Raw genomic sequence first — 21,741 nt, 5'->3', positions numbered from 1 at the left:
TGGGGCATATCTCCCGCGCTGGGCATCTAGCGCGAGACAAAGGTTTGCGGCGGCGGGGGTTTTCGAAAGAAAGGCACTTTTTTCAGCCACAGGCGCAGCGCCTGGACATGGATGTGCAGCACCACACCCAGGGTCATCGCGGGATAGCGCCACACGGCACTGCGCAGGACGGCCGGCGTGATGGGCCGCAGCGTGCCGCTCACACTGGTTTGCAGCACGGCGGCGTCGGCGAAAACGTCGTCGGCGTCGTCGTAAAAATCCACGCGGGCCACCGTGCGCGCCTGCTCACCGTGTTCCCCTTGTTCGCTGCGCATGAAGCGAAAACGGTAGTGGCCCTGCACGGGGTTGAAGGGCGAGACATGAAATACCTTGTCCGCACGCTGCTCCACGCCGTAGCGGGGCGCGTCCAGCACATAGCAATGCCGCTCGCCAAACGTGTTGTTGACTTCCACCACGATGGCGCGCAGGCTGCCGTCCTGGTCGCCCGCCGCGCGGTGGCAATACCAGAAGCTCACCGGCTTGAAGGTGTAGCCCAGCACGCGCGGATAAGTGTGCAGCCAGGCCTCGCCGGTCGCGTCATGAATGCCCTCGCGCTTGAGAACTTCGTCCAGCCACGCGATGGCGCCGCCCTGCTCCGGCGCGCGCCCGTCGCCGTGGTCGGTCTCGAAAAAGCTCAGCGGGCCCCCGCGGTTGATGTCCCACTGGCCGGGCTGGGGCGCCTGCCTGTGCAGGCTGCGCAGCGGCAGCATCAGGAAGTAGGTGGGGTAAACAAATGCGTGGCGCCGCGGGCGCAGGCGGCTGTGGCGCACCTGGCCAAAACCGATGAGCGGCACGGGCTGGCTCATGCGTCCGCCAACAGCTGCGCCGCGGCAGCCAGCCCGGCCTTGAGGCCGTCTTCATGAAAGCCGTAGCCCATCCAGGCGCCCGCAAAGTAGCGATGGTGTTTTCCCTGCAATGCCGGCATGCAGTGCTGTGCAGCCACGGCGACCGGGTCAAACACCGGATGGGCATAGTCGTACTCGCCGATGATGCGGTCCTGTGCGATGGGGCGCACCGGGTTCAGGGACACGATCACCGGCTGCTCCCAAGGCAGGGGCTGCAAACGGTTGAGCAGGTAGTGCAGGCACACGCGCGCGCCCTCCTGCCGGGGCAGCGCCGAGCGCTCATAGTTCCAGGCCGCCCATGCCGCCCTGCATGCCGGCAAGACGGAGGCATCCGTGTGCAGCACAGCCTTGTTGGACTGGTAGTGGATGGCGCCCAGCGTTTCACGCTCCCGCACCGTTGGCGCGGCCAGCATGTGCAGTGCCTGGTCGGAATGGGTGGCGATGATGACCTTGTCAAACAGCTCGACGCCAGCATCGGTGTGGATGCGCACGCCGCCTCTGCCGTCCGGGGTGCCGTCCAGGTGCTCGATACGGCGCACCGGGGTGTTCAGCCGCTTGTCCGCAATGCCAGCGGTGATTTTTTCGACATAGTGCCGGGCGCCGCCCTGCACGGTCCACCACTGCGGGCGGTTGGTGATTTGCAGCAGGCCGTGGTTGTGGCAAAAGCGCACCATGGTAGCGACCGGGAACTGCAGCATCTGCGCGGTGGGACAGCTCCAGATGCAGGCCATCATGGGCAGGAAATACCAGTCGCGAAACGCGGTGCTGAAGCCGTGCTCGTCCAGAAACGCGCCCAACGGCTGGCGCAGTTGCACGTCGCTTGCGTCTTGAGCCATGCGGGTGGTCAGGGTGTTGAAGCGCAGCAGGTCGCGCAGCATGCCCCAAAAGCGCGGGTTCAGCAGGTTGGCGCGTTGCGCAAACACGGTGTTCAGGCTGGAGCCGCTCCACTCCAGGACATGGCCGCTGGCGGCATCCTGGGCCCGCACCGAAAACGACATCTCTGACTTGACGGTCGCCACGTTCAGTTCCGCCAGCAGACCGATCAGTTGCGGGTAGGTCCGCTCGTTAAGGACAAGAAACCCCGTGTCCACCCCGTGGGTGACCTCACCGCGCGGCGTGGGAAGCGTCACGTCAACGGTGTGGGTGTGCCCGCCAAACCAGGCGCCCGCCTCCAGCAGCGTGATGTCCGCCTTGCCCCTGAGGGCATGGGCGGCCGCCAGGCCTGAAATACCCGAACCCACGATGGCTACTTTGATCGACACCGGCACTCCTTGAATTGCTCAGGTCAATTATATACTACATGGTATTTATTAATACCATTCAGTATTAATATTTCCTCACAATTCTTTTTTCAAACCAAACTGGCTAAAATCAAGCCATGACGAGCACCCTCCCCCCTAAGGCCTCCTTCAAGGCGCAAATGCTGCTGGCGCGTGAAGACGCCATCATCCAGTCGGTAAACCGTTTGCTGGCTGAAAAAGGCTTTGAATCCATGACGGTGGACGAAGTGGCCGCCGACGTGGGCATTGCCAAGGCCAGCCTCTACAAGCACTTCCCCAGCAAGGAAGACCTGGCGGCGGCGGCCATGGTGTCGGTCATGCGCCGGGCGCAGGCCTTTCTGGACACATTGCCCACTGAGCTGTCCGCCGTGGACAAGCTGCGCAGAGTCGTGGCGTGGACCATGGACCTGAAGCTGGCGGGTGAAATGCCTTCGCTGCCCAGCCAGAACTCCAGCCTGCGCACCGCGCTGATGGCCAACAAGGACTATATGGACGGGCTCATGGACGTGAGCGACCGCCTGGGCGCCTGGATTGAGGCGGCCCAGGCCCAAGGCGCCCTGAACCCCAAGCTCCCGCCCGTCGTCGTGCTGTACACGCTATACGCTCGCGCCTGCGATCCGGTTCTGGAGTTCCTGAAAATGGGCGAGCTCTACACCAACGATCAGATCATCGCTTTCGTACTTAGCACCTGCTTTGAGGGTCTTGAAACCAGGTAAGGGCACCGTCACGCGTGCCGGATCGCAAGATCAGCAAGCGGGTCACCGAAAAGTGTTATGGCCAGCGCGGGCCATCTCTCGATGCCGTTGAAGAGATCTGCAGGCGTCTTGTCGCATATCTGGCGCCCAGGAGGGGCGCACTTACGGGGTCAGCGGAATGAGCGCTCTAACGGCTCTGATTTCGACGAAATTCAACCGCCAGGCTTTCTTGCAGGCCGTCCACCACAGCTTGAAGTCTTCCCAGGTATGGCGCCCTGACGAGTGCGATCTGCATCTGTAAATCCAGGCCGCGCACGCTGATGGCGCGTAACCCGGACCGCTTCAAACTTGTTGCCTTGCGTTTAGGAAGCATTCCGATACCCAGGCCTCTTTCGATAAGCGATGCCTGCAGGGCCATGTCGTGGACCTCCGCCGAGATACGAAATTGCGAGCCATTCTTCTCTACTGCGCCACGCAAAGAGGCGCGCGACCCGCACAGGGTATCCGGTGTGAGAATCCAGCCGAATCTATTTAGCTCGCCAAGGGAGGGCGTTCTTGGCAGAGCCAGGTTGCGCGAGGCAAGAAAGATAAGGTCGTCGCACGCCAATACTGGGCCGGGCAACATGGCCAAGCCGTCTCTCGCTCCCGCCACCATGACAAGGGCGGCGTCCAGCTCGCCTTTGTCCACTTTTGGAATGAGTTCGTTTGTCCATCCCGCAGTCAATCGCAGGTTCAGGTCCGGAAAATTCTGCTTCAGATATTGAAGGCTGTTTACCACGCCGGATTCCGCCAGGGCATGCGCTATTCCAACCCTGAAATCCCCGGCGGGGCTTGCATCAACAGCGGCAGCGTTCTTCAGCTCCTCAAACGCGGCAAGAACCTTTCTGGCGTGCCCCAACACGGCCAGACCAGCGGAGGTTAGACGCGCCGGTTTTGCGCGACGATCCAGCAGCGTGGTGCCGAGTACTTCTTCCAGGCGCTGCAATTGCCGCGTGACAGCTGGCTGCGTCAACGGAATGCGATTTGCGACCGCTTGAATTGAGCCGGTTTCAGCAAGAAGAACAAAGGCCTTTAACTCGGCAAGCATCATGCACCTTTGGAATGAAAATTATCAAAATAATGAATTTGATTAATGTCAATCACTGAAGGATAGTGCATCGCCTGGACAAAACCAACAGGAGAAAGCATGAAATCCATAGTGATCGAAAAGAATGGCTTTGACGGACTGAAGTTGATCAGCCAGGAAGCCCCCCTGCCAGGGCCTCGGCAAGTTCTTTTGCGTGTCAGGGCGGTCGGACTGAATTACCGCGACGTTGAAATAGTGCTCGGCTCCTATCACACACCCTTCAAGTTTCCGCTCGTGCCGATGTCGGACTGCTTGGGGGAAGTGATCGAGGCAGGGAAGGACGTCACGCGCGTGAAAAAGGGCGACCGGGCCGTTGTGGCATTTTGGGAAAGGTGGCACGACGGTTCCTTTGATGCGAGTGTCGCGGGAGCGCCGCTGGGCGGCCCCTCAGACGGTGTTTTGAGCGAGCAGTTTCTGACAAGCGAAGACAGGCTTGTGGTCGTGCCACCGGAAATTAGCGACATCGAGGCGGCAAGCCTTCCTTGCGCTGCATCCACGGCGTGGAATGCCCTTGTCACTTCTGGAGGCGTAAAGCCGGGCGAGGTGGTACTGGTGCAGGGAACCGGCGGGGTGTCCTTGTTTGCCATGCAATTAGCCGCGATGGCGGGTGCTCAGGTTGTGATTACTTCCGGCAGCGATGAGAAGTTGGAGAAACTGACCACGCCGGGCATATTGGGGAAAGTAAATTACAAGAGATATCCCAACTGGTCAGTTGAGGTTCTCAAACTGACGAACGGCCGGGGTGTCGATCACGTTCTCGAGGTCGGCGGCCCCCAAAGCTTCGAACATTCACTGAAATCGATTCGCCCAGGAGGCCAAGTTAACGTGATCGGCTATCTGGGCGGCGTCGATGGGGGGATCAATCCCCTGGATATTTTCCGCAAGCAGGCGACCGTTCGGGGAATTCCGGTCGGTTCACGCCGAATGCTGCAAGAACTGGTCCAAGCGATGGCATCGACGAAGACAAAACCGATGATTGATTCCGTCACCCACTGGACAAATGCCGCGGAGGCGCTTCAGCGCCTTCATTCGGGAAAACACTTTGGCAAGGTCATTTTGTCTTTCTGAGACATTTCGTTCAGGCAAGCCAATTTGCGACCTTGCCACCAGAATTTATCCCGATTGTTCTAAAAATCGGGGGCAGTGGGTCGGCGACTTAGGGCCTGTTACCGCATCACGATGATGGCGATGCCGAGCAGTGTCAGCCCGCTGCCGGCCAGCGTGACCGCCGTGATCCTGTCCTGGTTCTTGAACAGCAGGTGGCTGAGCGGAAACACCAGGATGGGCGTGCACAGCGTCACCAGCGTGGCGACGGACAGCGGTATGTAGCGCATGGCGCCTATGACGCAGATCTGCGCGGAAATCGTCGAGACGCCTATCAGTGCGAACAGCGCCAGGCCGCCGCGATCGGCCGTGCGCAGGCGCTGCATGATCTCGCGCTTGCCGGTGCTGAACAGCAGATGCAGCGCCAGGCCGCTGAGCGCCCCGACCAGCGCGCCCAGCACGGGTTCGTTCCAGCCGCGCACGGCCGAGCCCCTGAGCACATTGCCGATGGCATAGGCCATGGAGCTGCCCACGCCCAGCAGAAACACCGACTGCATCACGCGCCCCATCGTCCGCTGCATCACGCTGGACTTGAGGGCCGCAGGCGCGGGGCCGCCGTCGGGCGGCATCACGACCACCGCATTGCGGCGCGAGAAGAAACCGGGCTTGTAGCTCACCAGCATCAGGCCGGCGATGGTCATCAGCATGCCCAGCGCCGCCAGCACGCTCAGGCGCTCGCCCAGCAGCAGCCAGGCCATCAGGGCGGTGAACAGCGGGCTGCTGATCTGGAAGATGCTGGCCTTGGCCGGGCCGAAGCGCACGACGGACTCATAAAAAAAGAAACGCCCCAAGTAGGTGGCGAAGGCGCCCGCCGCGGCGAACAGCCAGAAGGCCTGGGCGTTCCACAGCAGCGCGTCGCCGCGCAAGCCCATCTGCACCGCAAAGGCCAGGGCGGAGAAAACGACGTTGGCGGTGGTGGCGACCAGAAAGCCCAGGCCGAGATCCAGCCTGTGGGAAGCCAGCTTGGTGAGCAGGATGGACGCGGTGAAGAGCAGCAAGGCGGCGCCGGCCAGGATGTAGCCCAAGTAGCCCAAGTAGCCCAGGTAGGTGTCAGACATCCAGCCTCATCTTGTGGTCTTTTGCGGAAAAAGCGCGCGCCTTGCAAACACGCCTAGATCTTGAAGGCCTCCAGCGATTCGGGTGCGAACAGCTCTTCGGGCTTGAGCAGCCGCTTGGACAAGCCCTGCTCGAAAGAGTAGCGCAGAAAGGTCTGCAGCGTGGCCTGGTTTTTCTCGAAGCCGTAGGGCCAGAAGTCCTCGCCCATCTCACGCCTGACCTGCTCGACGTGCGAGGTCAGCCAGGGCAGCATGGCCTTGAGGGCCGCGGTTTCGTAGAGGTCTTCATAGGTGCGGCGCTGCGACTCTTCGAGCGCCTTCATCATGGAGCGCGCCACCCAGCGGTTGGCCTCGTAGACCTCGCGGCGTATCGCCACCGTGTGCATGATGGGGAAGATGCCCGTTTCTTTGAAGTAGTTGCGCTCGACCTGTTCGTAGTCCTCGAACAGGCGCAGCACCTTGCCGCCGCCCTTGAGGAAGCTCGAGGGCATGCGCGCGGTGTAGAGCGCGTCGATCTCGCCGTCGAGCAGCATCTGTGCGAGCGTCTGCTCGGGACCTATGCGCTCAACCTTGATGTTGGGCGGCAGGTCGAGCTGGATTTTTTCGGGGCGGCCGGGTTCTTCCTCACCGCCGGTGAAGTAGGTCACGCTGTCGACCGGCACGCCGTAATGGTCGGACAGGATGCCGCGTATCCATACCGGCGCCGTCATCTGGTACTCGGGGTTGCCGACGCGCTTGCCTATCAGGTCTTTGGCTTCGCGGATGCCGGCGTTGGCATTCACATAAATGCAGGAATGGCGGAAAAACCGCGAGGGGAACACCGGGATCGCCACAAAAGGCCGCGGCTCCTTGAACAGGGATACCGTGTACGAGGAGAGCGACATTTCCGCGGCGTCGAACTCCCGGTGCCGCAGCATGCGAAAGAAGGTTTCCTCCACCGGCATGTTGAGGTAGTTCAGGTCTATGCCGTCGGGCTGCACGCTCCCGTCCATCAGGGCGCGGGTGCGGTCGTAGTTCCAGCAGCCGAAGCTCAGTTTCAGTTTTGACATGTGGGGGTGTATTCCTTGAGGGAGAGTGGATGGAGGCAGAGCCGTTCACAAAACCCAGCGAAGCGGTCCTGGCTAGGCGGGCCGCCGCAGACAGTGCACCAGCACGGCAAGGCGGCCCAACAACGCCAGGAGGGTTTTGTGGACGGCTCCTATTCGGGCTTGATTCCCGAGGCGGCGATAGCCTTGGCCAGTCGCTCGTTTTCGCCGAGGATGGCTTTGCCGTAATCGGCCGGGCTGCTGCCTATGGGCTCTATGCCGGCGTTGTTGAGCGTGGCGATGACGTCCGGCATCCTGGCGATCTGCGCCATCTCGTGGCTGATGCGCTCGATGGCGCTGGCCGGTGTGCCTGTGGCGGCCAGCACGCCGACGATGGGCGCGAAGTCAAAGCCCGGAATGGTTTCGGCGATGGCCGGCACATTGGGCTCCTGGCTGGAGCGCTGTGCCGCGTTGGTGGCCAGCAGCTTGACCTGCCCGCTCTTCACAAAGCCGGACAGCGAGGGCAGCGCCGAGAACAGCACCTCGACCTGGCCGCCTATCAAGGCCGGCACCGACTGGCCGGTGCCCTTGAAGGGCACATGCGTGATCTGCAGGCCCAGCGCTGCCTTCATGGCTTCCATGGTCAGGTGGTGGGTGCTGCCTATGCCGGAGGAGCCGTAGTTCAGCGTGCCGGGCTTGGCCTTGGCCAGCGCGATGAATTCCTGGAAGCTATTGACCGGCACCTTGGGATTCACCGCCATGTACAGCGGCGCGCGCGCCGCGAGCGAGACCGGCACGAAGTCGCGCTTGTAGTCATAGCCCAGGTTTTTGTAGATGGCGGGGTTGATGGAGAACATCGAACCATCGGTCACCAGAAAGGTGTAGCCGTCCCTGGGGGCCGTGGCCAGTGCCTGCGCGGCGACCACGCCGTTGGCGCCGGGCCGGTTGTCGACCACCACCGCCTGGCCCAGTTTGTCGCCCAGGCGCTGCGCGTAGATGCGCGCCACCGTGTCGGGCAGGCCGCCGGCCGCATAGGGCACGACAAACTTGATGGCGTGGTTGGGGTAGGCGCCCTGGGCCCCGGCGAGCTGGGGCAGCAGGCCGGCCAGCAGCATCGCGCTGGCCAGCAAAAGGGAACGGCGTGGGGATTTCATGGGATTTGTCTCCTGATAATTTTTTGCTGACGTTGCGGACGGAAAGCCAATAAGGAAAAGCCGGCCTAGGTGGAGTAGGACGGCTCCAGCGCCGGCTCGCGTGTGTCCCAGACATAAGAGGCCTGGTAGGCGCGCCAGTCGGTGGTCTTGGGCACGATGGCCTGGAAAGCGACCACACTGGACGGAATGCGCAATGCGCCCGTGCCTATGGCAGCCCCGCCGGCCTGGAAAGCGCGCACGGCCTCGAGCATCTGCTTGCGGAATTCGACCACCGCCATGTCGCTGGCGCCCAGGCGCTCGTGCGTGCGGTCGGCGATCGGCCCCATGGTGACCCACATCGCGATGTCCTGGTTGGGAAAGCCGGTGATGCCGGTGAAGTTGCCGGCCTTCATGGCCTCGCGGTCCTGCCAGAAGTTGTTGGCGCGGTTGCGCAGCGGCGTATAGCTGGCGTCCAGGTCGGGGCCGATCTGCTGGCCCAGGAACCTGCGCCAGGTGTCGGTATCGGGCGTCTGCTCAGGGTGGCCCCAGGCAATGAAATAAAAGGCCGTGTTGGTGTCGTCCATGGGCACGTTGATGTTGGCGACGTTGTAGAGGTTGTTGGGCGGTATCAGCGCGGTGGCCGGCGCGACGAACACGGTGGAACGTATGTAGTCGTTGGCGGCCGCGTTCTTGATGGGGCGGCGGATGGCGGCATACCGGAAGCCGTAGCCGCCGCGCTCCACCTGCATGCGCGGCGCCTTGTCGGTGGAGGGGCGCAGCCAGTTGGTGTCGGTGGCCTCGGCGCCGTCCACGCGCGCCGGCACCATGTCCGAGGAGTGCAGGCTGGAGCTGTGGGCCGAATCGATCGCGCCTTCAAGGATTTGCGCCCAGTTGCAGGGGATCAGCGCCTTGGCGATGGTGACCCGGGCATCGGCCGTGGGTGCCCAGGCCGGCGGTTCGAACTCGGGCTGGGTTTCCTTGGGGCCCATATAGGCCCAGACAAAACCGCCCCACTCTTTCACCGGGTAGGCCAGGTGCTTGACCTTTTGCGCCATGCCGCTGGCGGCGGGCTCGGAGACCATCTCCAGCACATTGCCCTCCACGTCCATCTTCCAGCCGTGGTAGAGGCAGCGCAGGCCGCAGTCCTCATTGCGGCCGAACACCAGCGAGACGCGGCGGTGCGGGCAGTATTCGTCCATCACGCCGACACGGCCCTTGGTGTCGCGGAACACCACCAGGTCTTCACCGAACACGCGCGCCTTGACGGGCGTGCCGTCGGGCTCGCTGACCTCCTCGATCAGGCAGACCGGCGTCCAGTGGCGGCGCATCAGCTGGCCCATGGGGGCTTGGCCCTCAACACGGCAGAGCAGTTCATTTTCTTCGGCGGTCAACATCGCGAATGTCCTTTTATCGGTTTATCGGTAATGGCCCCGTGGTCGGTAGCCGTCAATCAAAACAGGTTTAAAAACAACTTGCCAATCCGGGGCAATCCAATTATTCTTAGATGACTAAGATTATCGTGATTTGGCGGTTTGTCAAGAAAATTTGTGGAGACAAAAATGAGCGTTAACCCCAGGGCCGATGGCATCCCGGTTGCGGAGCCGGATTTTTTCCCGCTGACGGTGGCGCGCAAGCAGGAGGTCGCGCAAGGCATTTATTTGTTCGAGCTGCGCCACCCCGAAGGCGCGCCCCTGCCGACTTTCATGGCCGGCTCGCATCTCACGGTGCAAGTGCCCAGCGGCGTGCGCCGCAATTACTCGCTGTGCAGCGACCCGGCCGACACCGGCGCCTGGCAGATCGCCGTCAAGCGCGACGGGCGCGGGCGCGGCGGCTCCATCAGCATGGCCGACGAGGTGCAGGCCGGGCAGTTGCTGACCGTCAGCGCGCCGCGCAACAATTTCGAACTGGCCGCGCAGGCGAGCGACTTCATTTTTATCGCGGGCGGCATAGGCATCACACCGATTCTTTCCATGATGCGGCAGCTCAAGCGCACAGGCGCCGCCGGCTTCAAGCTTTATTACTGCACACGCGACGCCGCGGGCACAGCTTTCATCAACGAACTGCAATCCGAATTTCCGGGCCAGGTGCAGATCCACCACGACAACGGCGACATCAACGAAGCGCTGGATCTGTGGCCGGTGTTTGAAAAACCGGGCGCGGCCCACGTCTACTGCTGCGGCCCCAGGGGCCTGATGGACAGCGTGGCCGACATGTCGGGCCACTGGCCCTCGGGCAAGGTGCATTTCGAGAGCTTCGGCGTCGACGCCACGGTGTTTGCGGAAAACACGCCCTTCAGCGTGCGCCTGGCCCAAAGCGGCAAGACGGTGGAAGTCAGCGTGGAGCAGACCCTGCTGCAGGCCCTGCGCGGCAGCGGCGTGCGCGTGGCCAGCTCCTGCGAAAGCGGCACCTGCGGCAGCTGCAAGACAGGCCTGCTGGCAGGCGAGGCCGAGCACCGCGACATGGTGCTGAGCGAGGAGGAAAAGGCCCATCACATCATGGTCTGCGTCTCGCGCGCAAAATCGCCGGAACTGGTACTGGACTTATGACTGGGCGCACACTCAAACTCGGCATCGTCGGCCTGGGCCGGGCTTTCACGCTGATGCTGCCCACCTTTGTGCACGACGGCCGCGTGAAGCTGGCGGGCGCGACCGACCCTATCGCCGCCGCGCGCGCGCAGTTCGAAAAAGACTTCGGCGCGCCCAGCTACGCATCCATGGAGGCCCTGTGCGCCAATCCGGCGGTGGAGGCGCTTTACATCGCCTCGCCGCACCAGTTCCACGCCGAGCACGTTCGCCTGGCCGCATCCTTCGGCAAACATGTGATGGTGGAAAAACCCATGGCGCTCACGGTGGACGAATGCAGCGCCATGATTGAAGCGGCCCGCGATGCGGGCGTTCATTTGATCGTGGGCCACAGCCACAGCTTCAACACCCCTATACGCCGCACGCGCGAGCTCATAGACAGCGGCCGCTACGGCGCGGTGAAGATGATCCACGCGCTGAACTTCACCGATTTTCTCTACCGCCCGCGCCGCCCCGAGGAACTGGACACGGCCGCCGGCGGCGGCGTGGTCCACAGCCAGGCCACCCACCAGATGGACATCGTGCGCCTGCTGGGCGGCGGCCTGGTGCGCAGCGTGCGCGCCCACACCGGCGCCTGGGACGCGAGCCGCCCCACCGAAGGCGCCTACAGCGCGCTGCTGGGTTTTGAAGGCGGCGCCTTTGCGTCGGCCAGCTACAGCGGCTACGGCCACTACGACTCGGACGAGCTGCTGGGCAACATCGGCGAGATGGGCCAGCTCAAAAACCCGGCCGACTACGGCGCGGCCCGCAAGCGCCTGCAGGGTGCGGCTACCTCCGCCGAAGAAAGCGCGCTCAAGGCGGCGCGCAACTACGGCGGCCGCCTGTACACGGCCGGCAGCGCCCTGCCCGCGGGCCAGCGGCACCAGCACTTCGGCCACATCATCGTGAGCTGCGAAAAGGCCGACCTGCGGCCCGGGCCGTCGGAAATAAGCATTTATACCGACAGCGAAAAAACCATGGAAGCCCTGCCTGTACCGACGATCCCGCGCCAGGAGGTGATTGACGAGCTGTATGCCGCCGTAGTCCATGGCAAGCCCCCGGTGCACAGCGGCGAGTGGGCTCGCGCCACCACGGCGGTCTGCCTGGCGCTGCTGGAATCCGCGCGCAGCGGCCGGGATTGCGCTCCCCCGCACCAAGTCGGTCACAATGCGGGGTCATGAGCAACGACACCCAAAACATCATCCGCCACTGGCGTGAAGCCGTGCCCAATGACCGCCTCGCGCACCTGATCCGCGATGCCTCACGCGCCTTCCACCGCGCGCTGCAGGTGCGGCTGGCGCGGCACGGGGTGCCCTTCGGCCACTGGACCTTTTTGCGCATCCTCTGGGAATCCGACGGCCTGACGCAAAAAGAGCTCAGCGAGCGCGCCGGCGTGATGGAGCCCACCACCTTCACCGCCATGAAGGCCATGGAGGCGCTGGGCTACATAGAGCGCAAGCAGCTGCCCACCAATAAAAAGAATATGTATGTGTACCTGAGCGACAAGGGCCGCGCGCTCAAGCAGCTGCTGGTACCCCTGGCCGAAGAGACCAACAATGTGAGCATAGAGGGCATAGAGCCCGAACACATCAAGATGACGCGCACCGTGCTGCTGGCCATGATCGAGAACCTGGCCCGGGACGAATTGCTGCAGGAAAAGGCCGCGCCCGCCAGGCGCAAGGCCGCCGCCGGGGGCGATCCGCAGGAAAAAACCGAAAAGGTGAAAATTACCGAAAAAAAGATATCCGGAAACAGATAAACCCGGGGGGAAATCCGCGAGATCCGGTAAAGCCAAAGCCGCCGCCTGAAAAGGCCGGCGGCTTTTGTTTTTTTAGGGCCTCAGACCAGCGTGACGCCGGTCTTGGCCTGCAGCGCTTCGCGCGTCACGCCGGGCGCCAGCTCCACCACCTTGAGGCCTTGCGGCGTCACGTCCATCACGGCCAGGTCGGTGATGATGCGGTCCACCACGCCCACACCGGTGAGCGGCAGGGTGCACTTGGGCAGTATCTTCAGGTCCTCGGTGCCGTCCTTCTTTTTGGCGACGTGTTCCATCAGGACGATGACGCGCTTGACGCCCGCCACCAGGTCCATCGCGCCGCCCATGCCCTTGACCATCTTGCCCGGGATCATCCAGTTGGCCAGGTCGCCTTTTTCGCTGACCTGCATGGCGCCCAGGATGGACAGGTTGATCTTGCCGCCGCGAATCATCGCAAAGCTGTCATGGCTGCCGAAGATGGACGAGCCCTTGATGGTGGTGACGGTCTGCTTGCCCGCGTTGATCAGGTCGGCGTCGACCTGGTCTTCGGTCGGGAAGGGGCCTATGCCCAGCATGCCGTTTTCCGACTGCAGCCAGACTTCCTTGTCGCCGGTGAAATTGGCCACCAGGGTCGGGATGCCTATGCCGAGGTTTACGTAAAAACCGTCTTCGAGTTCCTGGGCGGCGCGCGCCGCCATCTGGTCTTGGGTCCAGGGCATGGTCAAACTCCTGCTTTCTCGGTGATGGTCCGTTTCTCAATGCGTTTTTCGGGATTCGCATTGAGCACGATGCGGTGCACATAAATGCCCGGCAGGTGGATGTCGTCGGGCGCCAGTTCGCCGACTTCAACGACCTTCTCCACCTCGACGATGCAGACCTTGCCGGCCATCGCGGCGGCCGGGTTGAAATTGCGCGCCGTGAGGTTGAAACGCAGGTTGCCGGACTTGTCGGCCACATGCGCCTTGACCAGGGCCACGTCGGGCACCAGCGAGCGCTCCATCACATAGGTTTCGCCGTCGAAGTCGCGCAATTCCTTACCCTCCGCGACCTGCGTGCCCACGCCGGTCTTGGTGAAAAAAGCCGGGATGCCGGCGCCGCCGGCGCGCAGCTTTTCGGCCAGCGTGCCCTGGGGCGTGAATTCCAGCTCCAGTTCGCCGGCCAGGTATTGGCGCTCGAACTCCTTGTTCTCGCCCACGTAGCTGGAAATCATTTTTTTGATCTGCCGGGTTTCCAGCAGCTTGCCCAGGCCGAAGCCGTCAACGCCCGCGTTGTTGGAGATCACCGTCAGGTTCTTCACCTGGCTATCGCGCAGCGCGTCAATCAGCGCCTCGGGAATGCCGCACAGGCCGAAGCCGCCCACGGCCAGCAACTGGCCGTCCTTGACCACGCCCTTGAGGGCCTCCGCGGCGGAGGGAAAAAGTTTCTTCACAAATCATCTCCTTGTGTTCCAGGCAATCCATTACGATACTACTTATCAAGTTACGTAGTTTTCCCTAAAGGTTTGTACTGTGGAAGTGGATTACCAGCTCGCATTCGACCTGGCGCCGGTGGGACTGGTGCTGTCCCGCAACCGCTCGATTGTGGACTGCAACCAGCATTTATGCGAGATGTTCGGCGCCACGCGCGAGCAACTCGCGGGCCAGTCCTTCCTCATTCTCTACCCCAGCGCGGATGAGTACGAGCGCATAGGCGCGCGCATGATTCCCATCCTGAATGCCAAGGGACTGTACTCCGACGACCGCATCATGAAGCGCGTGGACGGCCGCAACAAGGGCGAGACCTTCTGGTGCCATGTCACCGGCCGCGCCCTCAACCGCAGCGCGCCGCACGAAGCCGGCATCTGGACCTTTGAAGACCTCAGCTCGCGCCGCCCCGTCACGGCCGAACTGACCGCGCGCGAACGCGAAGTGGCCGCCCACCTGATGGACGGTTTGACCTCCAAGGAAATCGGCCGCGCGCTGGTCATCAGCCACCGCACCGTCGAGATTTACCGCGCGCGCCTGATGCGCAAGTACAAGGCATCGACCACGGCCGACCTGGTGCACAAGCTGATGGCAGGTTCCTAGCCCTCTTCGCCCTCCCCCGCCAGCCGATCGAACGGCAGCGCCTGCTTGACCAGGATCACCGTGCACGGCGCCGCCATGGCGACCTTGATCGGCACCGTCACCAGCAGGCGCTGCATCTGCAAGCCGTGCGTTGCTGCCCCCATGACGATGATGCCGACCTGGTTGCCCCTGGCATAGTGCAGCAGCGCCTGCGCGACGTCGCCCGACTCGATGACGTGGAAAGACAGCGCCCGGTTGTCCAGGTTCAGCGGCTGGGCCCATTGCCTGAGCATGCCCAGGTAGCGCCGGTGCAAGGTGGTCTCATTGGCTTCGCTGTCGTTGCCGGCCGCCTTTGCCGCGTCAATCACCGTCACGCAGGCCAGCCGCGCGCCGGGCGCCGTGCCCAGCACCCGCATCACGGCGCGCCTCAGCGAATACAGCGTGGCGTCGCTCACGTCCCGGTAAGGCAGGGCCACCATGACGATGGGCGCCGCCTCAAGCTGCCGCGAAGGCAAAGGGCTGGGCCGGTAGTGCTTGCCCGCCGCGTGCAGCCAGCGCTTGAAATGCGCCCAGAAACCCGTGGCTTGCAAGCGCCGCCCCAGCTCCGTCACGGCGATCTGCGAGGGGTCCGACAAATCCAGCGCCAGGTGCGCGGCCGATGCATAACGCCGGCCGGCTTCGCCCTGCAGGCAATGCAGGATCACCTCCTGCAGCCACTCGGGCAGCTCCGGCCGCAAGGCGCGCGGCGGCACCGGGTCCATCCACAGGCGCTGGCGTAGGCCGCCCCGGGTCTGCGGGTTGCCAAAGGGCAGTTCGCGCACGGCCAGCTCATACAGCATCACGCCGACGGCAAAGATGTCGCTTCGCGGGTCGCCCCGCACACCGACCACCTGCTCGGGCGCCATCCAGGCGGGGGAACCGACGGCCGGGCGCAGTTCCTCGGCCAGCAAGTCCGGGTAATGCGCATGGCAGGACAGCCCGAAGTCCAGCAGTACCGCGCTGCCGTCGGGGCGCAGAAGCACATTCGCCGGCTTCAGGTCCAGGTGGCAGGCCTCCTGCAGGTGCAGGCTGTGCACCGCCTGGGCCACAGCCACGCCCAGACTGGCAATCTCCTGCGCGGGCACAGGCCCCGGGCTGTCGTCCAGCAGTTGTTGCAGGGTGCGGCCAGGCACGTATTCCATCACCAGGTAGGGCAGTTTCTCGAGGTCTCCGGCCGCCACCAGGCGCGGCACATGCGGCCCGGTCAGCGCCGACAGCAGCTGCAATTCCACTTCGAAGCCCACGATGTTTTCAGCGCCGTCGCCGGCCGTCATGCGCGGCACCTTCATCACCATGGGAAAAGGCGCGGCCCGCGACGGGTCGGCATAGCCCACCTGGTAGATATGCGCCATGCCGCCCGCATGCAGGCATTCACCGACGACAAAGCCGTCGACCACGGTGCCGGGCGCCATCAACCTCACAAACCCGCCTCCAGCCGCGAGGCGAAATGGCCGGGCAAACCCGCCGCGCGCACATCGGCCGCGGCGGCCAGGTGGTCGTAGGCCACACGGTGGAATGTCAACTCGGCCCGGTCTGTGTCGAACAGCGCATACATGGCCCGGGTGTCGCCGTCGCGCGGCTGGCCCACCGACCCCACGGTGGCGAGCCAGCGGCGGTGCGGCGGCACCGGGATGGGCACACCCGGCGTGGGCTCAAAGCGCATCAGTCCTTGCCCAGCGCCACGAAAATAAAGCGCCTGTTCGTGCACGTGGCCGCAGAACACATAACGCACGGCCGGGTTCGCGCAGGCGGCGTCCAGGCAAGCTTGGGCGCGGTGTTCGTTGTCGACATAAGACCAGCGCTCGGGCGCGTCGGCACTGGCATGCACCAGCAGCGCCGCATCAACGGTGGCCGTCAGCGGCAGCGCCGCCAGGAAATCCAGCGCGTCCGGGTCCAGCCGTTCGTGGGTCCATGCAGCGCCGCTCTGGTCGAGAGAATGGGCCTGGCTGGGTGGCGCCACGGCGTACCCGTCATGGTTGCCCTTGAGCACAATGGCGCCCTCGCCTGCCAGTCCGCGAATGCGCCTCACCACCTCTGCCGGCTGCGCGCCGTAGCCCACCAGGTCGCCCAGCACGGCCAGCCTGCCGGCGCCCTGCGCGGCGGCATGGGCCAGGCAGGCCTCCAGCGCGCGCAGGTTGGCGTGTATGTCCGACAGCAGGGCAATCTTCATGGGCTTGGCGCTGGTTTCATTCACCGTGAAACACGGCTTTGCCCCAAGTTTGCACCAGGCGGCAGCAAAATTTCCGCAACAGGAACAAAATCAGGGCCGGCGTTTTGGCGCCGCCCCGAATTCACCCCATCCCAGGAAAATTCCCATGTCGCTGACCCTCTACCAGGCTTCCATTCCCGTCTTCATCCGCGGCTTTCACAACCTGTCGGCCGTGCTTGAAAAAGCCCGGGCCCACGCCGAGGCCAACAAGGTCGACCTCTCGACCTACGTCAACGCCCGCCTGGCGCCCGACATGTACCCGCTATCCGGCCAGGTGCAAGGCGCCAGCGATGCCGCCAAGTTCGGCGCCGCGCGCCTGGCCGCCATCACGCCGCCCAGCTTCGCCGACACCGAAACCACGTTTGAAGAACTGCAGGCCCGCATCGCCAAGACGCTGGACTTCCTCAGGACCGTGGACGAGGCGCAAATCAATGCACGCGCCGGCGGCACCGTGACGCTCAAGGTCCGCGGCAAGGAAATGAATTTTGTCTGCGAGCCCTACCTGCTGGATTTTGTGCTGCCCAATTTATTCTTCCACCTGACCACGGCTTACGACATCCTGCGCCACCAGGGCGTGCCGCTGGGCAAGATGGACTACCTCGGGAAATTCTGAGCGCATGCGCACCCGGCCTGGAATGCGCTAAGGCGTGCCGGGCTCAGGCGCGGGTTCCCGCCGTATGGTTTCGCGGTCGCGGTGATGGTCGCGCAGCTTGCCCAGGGTGTGGTCCAGCACGCGCTTGAGCTTGTCGCTGGCGCCGCGAAAAGCCAGGTCCTGGTTGGGCGCCTGGTGGTTGACGGCCAGCGGGTCGTGGTGCGCCAGGCGCGCCTCCATCACGCAGCGCTTCTGGTCGGGGCTGGCCTTGTCGCCGTTTTCGTCGCTCATATGCACCTCGATGCGCGTGATGTCGCCCTTGAAGCGGCTCAGCGACTCATGCAACTCGCCGCTGGCCCAGCGCTCGAAAGACTCGCCGGTGTGCATCGTGTGCTTGGAATTGACCTGGATTTGCATGGGATTGTTTTCCTTTCAGGAATTGCAGCGCGCGGGCCTGCGGGCCGGGCTGCCTTGTGATCCGCCAAGGTGGCGGCTGGAAAATTCATTGTGCGCGCGATGCGCGTGCGGGTCTGTAGTCCTGGACGCAACCCTGGAGTGAGGGCGGGTTTGAACCATTCGCTTGCGTATGCACACACACGGTTGCAAACTAAGCGGTGGCCAATGCCGCGCAGCGCTCCCCGATAAACTCCCGCAGCAAACGCAGGCCCGGCGTCAACTGCCGCCGCCCCGGCAGCACCATGTACATCGGCGAGGCCTCGGTTTGCCAGTCGGTGCACAAGGCCACCAGCCGGCCCGCGGCCAGGTCGGCCGCCACGTCCAGCCGTGACTTGTACATGATGCCGCGGCCGGCCAGCGCCCACAGGCGCACCACGTCGCCGTCATTGGCGATGTTGCCGCCGCCGGCGCGCACCACCACTTCCTCGCCATCGCGCCAGAACTTCCAGCGGTCATACACCTCTTCACCGAGCATGAAACACAGGCAGCTGTGCGCGGTGAGCGCCTGCGGCGTTTCGGGCCTGCCCCTCGCCTGCAGGTAGGCGGGTGATGCGCACAGCACGCGGCGATTCGTCAGGTGCACCGGTAGCGCCAGCATGCTGGAGTCGGGCGGCTCACCCTGGCGGAAGGCCGCATCGACCAGGTCGCTGTAGACATTGGTGACGCGGTCCGACAAGTGCAGGCGGTACTGGATGCCGGGGTGCTGTTGCTGGAACGCTTCCAGCCAGGGCAGCAGCAGGTTACGGCCGAAATCGGAGGGCGCGGCCAGCTGCAGCATGCCGCTGACCTGCTGCCGGCCGCTGGCCAGCTCCAGCTGCGCATCCCGCAAGGCGGCCAGCGCGGGCCGGCAATGCGCGAGGAAGACCTCTCCCTCGCGCGTGAGGCGCAGGCTGCGCGTGGAACGCACAAACAGCGGCACCTGCAGCTCTTGCTCCAGCCGCTTGAGCGCGGCGCTGGCGGCGGCGGGCGTCAGGTCCAGGCCGCGGGCGGTGGCCGAGAGGCTGCCCGAATCCACGGTGCGGGCAAAGATTTCCAGGTCTTGCAAGGCTTTCATTTACAAATTTTATTTGTAAATAGCTTCAATTATTCACTTATTTATCTTCATTTTCAAAACCCATACAGTTCAAGCCATCCATTCCTCTTTGCAACTCTTTTAAAGGACTCCATCATGAAAGCCATTGGCTACCAGCAAGCCCACGCACTGGACCAGGCAGGCCTTGTCGACATCACCCTGCCCGACCCCACGCCCACGGGCCAGGACCTGCTGGTCGAAGTGAAGGCGATTTCCGTCAATCCGGTGGACGCCAAGGTGCGCGCGGGTGTTTCGCGCGCCGCGGGCCAGGACTACAAGGTGCTGGGCTATGACGCCAGCGGCATCGTGCGCGCCGTGGGCCCGGACGTGACGCTGTTCAAGGCCGGCGACAAGGTCTGGTATGCGGGCTCCATCACGCGCGCCGGCACCAACAGCGAACTGCACCTGGTGGACGAACGCATCGTGGGCCGCATGCCCGCCTCGCTCGACTTCGCACAGGCCGCCGCCCTGCCGCTGACCAGCATCACCGCTTGGGAAATGCTGTTCGACCGCCTCGGCCTGCAGCCGGGCAAAAAGCCCACACACAAAAAACTGCTGATCATCGGCGCCTCGGGCGGCGTCGGTTCCATCATGACGCAGCTGGCCGCGCGCCTGACGTCCCTCACGGTGATCGGCACGGCCTCCCGCCCCGAAACCCAGGCCTGGGTAAAGGAGCTGGGCGCCCACCACGTCATCGACCACAGCCAGCCACTTGCCGCGGAACTCAAGCGCATAGGCATCCCTGAAGTCGACTATGTGGTGAGCCTCACGCAAACCGATTCGCACCTGGACCAGATCGTCGAGGCGCTGGCGCCTCAAGGCCATTTCGGCCTGATCGACGACCCGAAGAACGTGGACATGACAAAGTTCAAACGCAAAAGCATTTCCATCCACTGGGAGTCCATGTTCACCCGCTCCATGTTCGGCACCGCCGACATGGCGGCGCAGCACAGGCTGCTGAGCGAGATCGCGCAGCTGGTCGATGCGGGCTTGATCCGCACCACACTGACCGAACGTTTTGGCAGCATCAATGCCGCGAATTTGCGGCGCGCGCATGCGCTGATTGAATCGGGCAAGTCGCGTGGGAAGGTAGTGTTGGAAGGGTTTCTTTGACCTGGCCGGTCGGGCTTGGTTTGGCCGGTTCTTGCTCCGGCCTTTGCGCTTTCTTCTAAGTTCTGCTGGCCGGGAGTGGCCCGGCAGCCAGTAACTTTCTTTTGCTTCGCCAAAAGAAAGTCACCAAAGAAAAGGCGACCCGCAGTCTGGGTCCCTCCGCTTCGCTGCGGGCAACCTGCGGTGCTCGAGCCAAGCGGGGTCTGGCTAAACTCGCTGCGTTTCACTCCGCTCAGACAACGCCAGCCCTGATCCGCTTGTCTCTGCGCTCCTCGGCCCAGCCAGGACGGGGAAAGCGGGAGCGGGGACAGAAAGCCAAGAAAGCAAATACAAACAAGGACACGCCTAGGCGTGTCCTTGTGGTTTTAGGTATTGGTATTTTTCTCCCACCCCCTTGTGTATGCGCCGAGGAGCGGAGGTTCAGGCGGATAAGGGATCGCGTTGTCTGAGCGGAGTGAAACGTAGCGAGTTTAGCGAGACCCCGCCTGAATCGAGCACCGCAGGTTGCCCGGAGCGAAGCGAAGGGACGCAGACACCAGGGTCGCCTTTCTTTTGCTTACTTTTGGTGTTTGCGTAACTTCGCTGCGCGAAGTGAGCAAACCCCGCGCGCGTAGCGCGCCTTTGGCGAACAAAGAAAACCCGCTTTGCGGGTTTCGCTAAAAGTGAGTTGCCGCCGGGCAACCCCGGCCAGCAAGCCTATGCAAAGGACACACCCTCGGAACAAGAACAGGCTCACTCCAAAGTCTTAAACATCACAAACGCATCCACCAACCCCAACCGCACATGCCGAAAAGCCTTCGGCAACGTCCCCACCACCTCAAACCCCAAACGTTTCCACAACCGGACAGCCCGCTCATTGGTCGACACCACCAGGTTGAACTGCATCGCCAGGAATCCCATCGCCAGCGCCTCGCGCTGCGAGTGCTCGCACATCGCCGATGCCAGGCCCTGGCCCTGGGCTTCGGGGGCGACCACATAACCGCAGTTGCAGACGTGCGCGCCCAGGCCGGGCTGGTTGGGCTTGATGAAATAGGTGCCCAGCACGGGCCCCTCACCTTCGCGCACCACGTAGGTGGCGCGCGGCGCCTCCATCCATACGGCGTGGATTTCGGCTTCGGTGCTTTGCGGCGAAAAGGCGTAGGTGTCGCCGGCCTCGAAGGTGGCGCGCAGCAGTGGCCAGACGGCCGGCCAGTCGGCTTCCTCGCAGCGGCGTATCTTGGCCTGCGTCATAGCTTGGGCGCATCCACCACTTCGGCGGCCGTGCGGAAGGCCTCGACCGCGGCGGGCAGGCCGCAGTAGATGCTGGCGTGCAGCAGCACTTCCTGGAGCTGTTCGGGTGTCACGCCGTTGTTCAGCGCACCGCGCACATGGCCCTTGAGTTCATGCTGTTTGCCCAGGGCGGTCAGCATGGCCACGGTGACCAGGCTGCGTGTCTTCAGGTCCAGCCCCGGCCGCTGCCAGACGTCGCCCCAGGCATTGCGCGTGATGTAGTGCTGGATGGGCATCGAAAAGTCGGTCGCCTTGCCGAAGGCATTGGCCACAAAGTCTTCGCCCATCACCTGCTTGCGGGTGGCCAGGCCTTTGTCGAAGTCGCTGGAA

The 21,741-nt window shown here is 63.6% G+C and carries 23 protein-coding genes; 8 read left to right on the top strand and 15 right to left on the bottom strand.

All coding sequences use genetic code 11. The annotated features are described in order from the left end of the window. Positions 1 to 26: 26 nt before the first annotated feature. Complete coding sequence (locus AC1D09_RS06245; protein WP_477663344.1) at positions 27 to 845, bottom strand: DUF1365 domain-containing protein; 819 nt, start codon at positions 843 to 845, stop codon at positions 27 to 29. Then, on the bottom strand, positions 842 to 2,140 hold the full coding sequence (locus AC1D09_RS06240; protein WP_477663421.1) for an NAD(P)/FAD-dependent oxidoreductase: 1,299 nt from the start codon (positions 2,138 to 2,140) through the stop codon (positions 842 to 844). The genes AC1D09_RS06245 and AC1D09_RS06240 overlap by 4 nt, the downstream gene beginning before the upstream one ends. A gap of 122 nt (positions 2,141 to 2,262) precedes the next feature. Here AC1D09_RS06240 and AC1D09_RS06235 point away from each other — a divergent pair, with 122 nt between their 5' ends. Next, positions 2,263 to 2,880 carry a TetR/AcrR family transcriptional regulator gene (locus AC1D09_RS06235; RefSeq protein WP_477663343.1) on the top strand — a complete coding sequence of 206 codons (618 nt, stop codon included), beginning with the start codon at positions 2,263 to 2,265 and terminating at the stop codon, positions 2,878 to 2,880. A gap of 166 nt (positions 2,881 to 3,046) precedes the next feature. Here AC1D09_RS06235 and AC1D09_RS06230 read toward each other — a convergent pair whose 3' ends face one another. Further along, positions 3,047 to 3,949 (bottom strand): LysR family transcriptional regulator, encoded by a 903-nt coding sequence (locus AC1D09_RS06230; RefSeq protein ID WP_477700977.1) that lies wholly within the window; start codon positions 3,947 to 3,949, stop codon positions 3,047 to 3,049. Positions 3,950 to 4,045: 96 nt separating this feature from the next. Here AC1D09_RS06230 and AC1D09_RS06225 point away from each other — a divergent pair, with 96 nt between their 5' ends. Further along, positions 4,046 to 5,053 (top strand): zinc-dependent alcohol dehydrogenase family protein, encoded by a 1,008-nt coding sequence (locus AC1D09_RS06225; RefSeq protein WP_477700976.1) that lies wholly within the window; start codon positions 4,046 to 4,048, stop codon positions 5,051 to 5,053. A gap of 98 nt (positions 5,054 to 5,151) precedes the next feature. Here the strand turns inward: AC1D09_RS06225 and AC1D09_RS06220 are convergent, their stop codons facing one another. The 4 genes from AC1D09_RS06220 to AC1D09_RS06205 form a co-directional block, all read right to left on the bottom strand. Further along, positions 5,152 to 6,147, bottom strand: a complete 996-nt coding sequence (locus AC1D09_RS06220) for a DMT family transporter (protein ID WP_477663340.1) — start codon at positions 6,145 to 6,147, stop codon at positions 5,152 to 5,154. Positions 6,148 to 6,200: 53 nt separating this feature from the next. After that, the gene (locus AC1D09_RS06215; RefSeq protein ID WP_477663339.1) at positions 6,201 to 7,193 is read right to left on the bottom strand and encodes a substrate-binding domain-containing protein; all 993 of its coding nucleotides are present in this window, start codon (positions 7,191 to 7,193) and stop codon (positions 6,201 to 6,203) included. 149 nt (positions 7,194 to 7,342) lie between these two features. Next, positions 7,343 to 8,323, bottom strand: a complete 981-nt coding sequence (locus AC1D09_RS06210; protein ID WP_477663338.1) for a Bug family tripartite tricarboxylate transporter substrate binding protein — start codon at positions 8,321 to 8,323, stop codon at positions 7,343 to 7,345. A 65-nt stretch (positions 8,324 to 8,388) separates the two neighbouring features. Then, entirely contained in the window at positions 8,389 to 9,696 is a 1,308-nt protein-coding gene (locus AC1D09_RS06205) for a Rieske 2Fe-2S domain-containing protein (protein WP_477663337.1), read from the bottom strand. A gap of 165 nt (positions 9,697 to 9,861) precedes the next feature. Here AC1D09_RS06205 and AC1D09_RS06200 point away from each other — a divergent pair, with 165 nt between their 5' ends. Genes AC1D09_RS06200 through AC1D09_RS06190 form a run of 3 tightly spaced genes read left to right on the top strand, consistent with a single transcriptional unit; the run spans position 9,862 to position 12,622 of the window. Beyond that, on the top strand, positions 9,862 to 10,848 hold the full coding sequence (locus AC1D09_RS06200) for a PDR/VanB family oxidoreductase (RefSeq protein WP_477663336.1): 987 nt from the start codon (positions 9,862 to 9,864) through the stop codon (positions 10,846 to 10,848). After that, on the top strand, positions 10,845 to 12,044 hold the full coding sequence (locus AC1D09_RS06195) for a Gfo/Idh/MocA family protein (RefSeq protein WP_477663335.1): 1,200 nt from the start codon (positions 10,845 to 10,847) through the stop codon (positions 12,042 to 12,044). The genes AC1D09_RS06200 and AC1D09_RS06195 overlap by 4 nt, the downstream gene beginning before the upstream one ends. Continuing rightward, the gene (locus AC1D09_RS06190) at positions 12,041 to 12,622 is read left to right on the top strand and encodes a MarR family winged helix-turn-helix transcriptional regulator (RefSeq protein ID WP_477700975.1); all 582 of its coding nucleotides are present in this window, start codon (positions 12,041 to 12,043) and stop codon (positions 12,620 to 12,622) included. The genes AC1D09_RS06195 and AC1D09_RS06190 overlap by 4 nt, the downstream gene beginning before the upstream one ends. An 80-nt stretch (positions 12,623 to 12,702) precedes the next feature. Here AC1D09_RS06190 and AC1D09_RS06185 read toward each other — a convergent pair whose 3' ends face one another. Then, positions 12,703 to 13,338 carry a 3-oxoacid CoA-transferase subunit B gene (locus AC1D09_RS06185; RefSeq protein WP_007868823.1) on the bottom strand — a complete coding sequence of 212 codons (636 nt, stop codon included), beginning with the start codon at positions 13,336 to 13,338 and terminating at the stop codon, positions 12,703 to 12,705. A gap of 2 nt (positions 13,339 to 13,340) precedes the next feature. Then, complete coding sequence (locus tag AC1D09_RS06180; RefSeq protein WP_477663591.1) at positions 13,341 to 14,048, bottom strand: CoA transferase subunit A; 708 nt, start codon at positions 14,046 to 14,048, stop codon at positions 13,341 to 13,343. Between the two features lie 79 nt (positions 14,049 to 14,127). On the opposite strand from AC1D09_RS06180, the gene AC1D09_RS06175 reads away from it, so the two are divergent. Then, entirely contained in the window at positions 14,128 to 14,685 is a 558-nt protein-coding gene (locus AC1D09_RS06175) for a PAS and helix-turn-helix domain-containing protein (protein ID WP_074575460.1), read from the top strand. On the opposite strand, the gene AC1D09_RS06170 is transcribed toward AC1D09_RS06175, so the two are convergent. Both AC1D09_RS06170 and AC1D09_RS06165 read right to left on the bottom strand, forming a co-directional pair. Then, on the bottom strand, positions 14,682 to 16,124 hold the full coding sequence (locus tag AC1D09_RS06170; protein ID WP_477663589.1) for a protein kinase domain-containing protein: 1,443 nt from the start codon (positions 16,122 to 16,124) through the stop codon (positions 14,682 to 14,684). The genes AC1D09_RS06175 and AC1D09_RS06170 overlap by 4 nt on opposite strands. Next, positions 16,121 to 16,873 (bottom strand): metallophosphoesterase family protein, encoded by a 753-nt coding sequence (locus AC1D09_RS06165; RefSeq protein WP_477663588.1) that lies wholly within the window; start codon positions 16,871 to 16,873, stop codon positions 16,121 to 16,123. Before AC1D09_RS06165 ends, AC1D09_RS06170 begins: the two co-directional genes overlap by 4 nt. Before the next feature lie 145 nt (positions 16,874 to 17,018). Here AC1D09_RS06165 and AC1D09_RS06160 point away from each other — a divergent pair, with 145 nt between their 5' ends. Next, positions 17,019 to 17,525, top strand: a complete 507-nt coding sequence (locus AC1D09_RS06160; RefSeq protein ID WP_477663587.1) for a DUF1993 domain-containing protein — start codon at positions 17,019 to 17,021, stop codon at positions 17,523 to 17,525. 27 nt (positions 17,526 to 17,552) lie between these two features. On the opposite strand, the gene AC1D09_RS06155 is transcribed toward AC1D09_RS06160, so the two are convergent. Both AC1D09_RS06155 and AC1D09_RS06150 read right to left on the bottom strand, forming a co-directional pair. Continuing rightward, positions 17,553 to 17,921: an HPF/RaiA family ribosome-associated protein gene (locus AC1D09_RS06155; protein WP_477663586.1), complete on the bottom strand. Its 369-nt coding sequence runs from the start codon at positions 17,919 to 17,921 to the stop codon at positions 17,553 to 17,555. Positions 17,922 to 18,111: 190 nt separating this feature from the next. After that, a complete protein-coding gene (locus AC1D09_RS06150; protein WP_477663585.1) occupies positions 18,112 to 19,014 on the bottom strand; it encodes a LysR family transcriptional regulator in 903 nt (300 codons plus the stop codon). A 114-nt stretch (positions 19,015 to 19,128) separates the two neighbouring features. Between AC1D09_RS06150 and AC1D09_RS06145 the strand changes: the two genes are divergently transcribed. After that, a complete protein-coding gene (locus AC1D09_RS06145) occupies positions 19,129 to 20,145 on the top strand; it encodes a zinc-binding alcohol dehydrogenase family protein (protein WP_477663584.1) in 1,017 nt (338 codons plus the stop codon). A gap of 729 nt (positions 20,146 to 20,874) precedes the next feature. Here AC1D09_RS06145 and AC1D09_RS06140 read toward each other — a convergent pair. After that, the gene (locus AC1D09_RS06140) at positions 20,875 to 21,372 is read right to left on the bottom strand and encodes an N-acetyltransferase family protein (RefSeq protein WP_477660904.1); all 498 of its coding nucleotides are present in this window, start codon (positions 21,370 to 21,372) and stop codon (positions 20,875 to 20,877) included. Beyond that, on the bottom strand, positions 21,369 to 21,698 hold the full coding sequence (locus AC1D09_RS06135) for a carboxymuconolactone decarboxylase family protein (protein WP_477660909.1): 330 nt from the start codon (positions 21,696 to 21,698) through the stop codon (positions 21,369 to 21,371). The genes AC1D09_RS06140 and AC1D09_RS06135 overlap by 4 nt, the downstream gene beginning before the upstream one ends. Positions 21,699 to 21,741: the final 43 nt, after the last annotated feature.

The sequence above is a fragment of the Polaromonas sp. P1_A2 genome (assembly GCF_056406895.1).
This window is presented reverse-complemented; position numbering and strand designations above follow the sequence as displayed.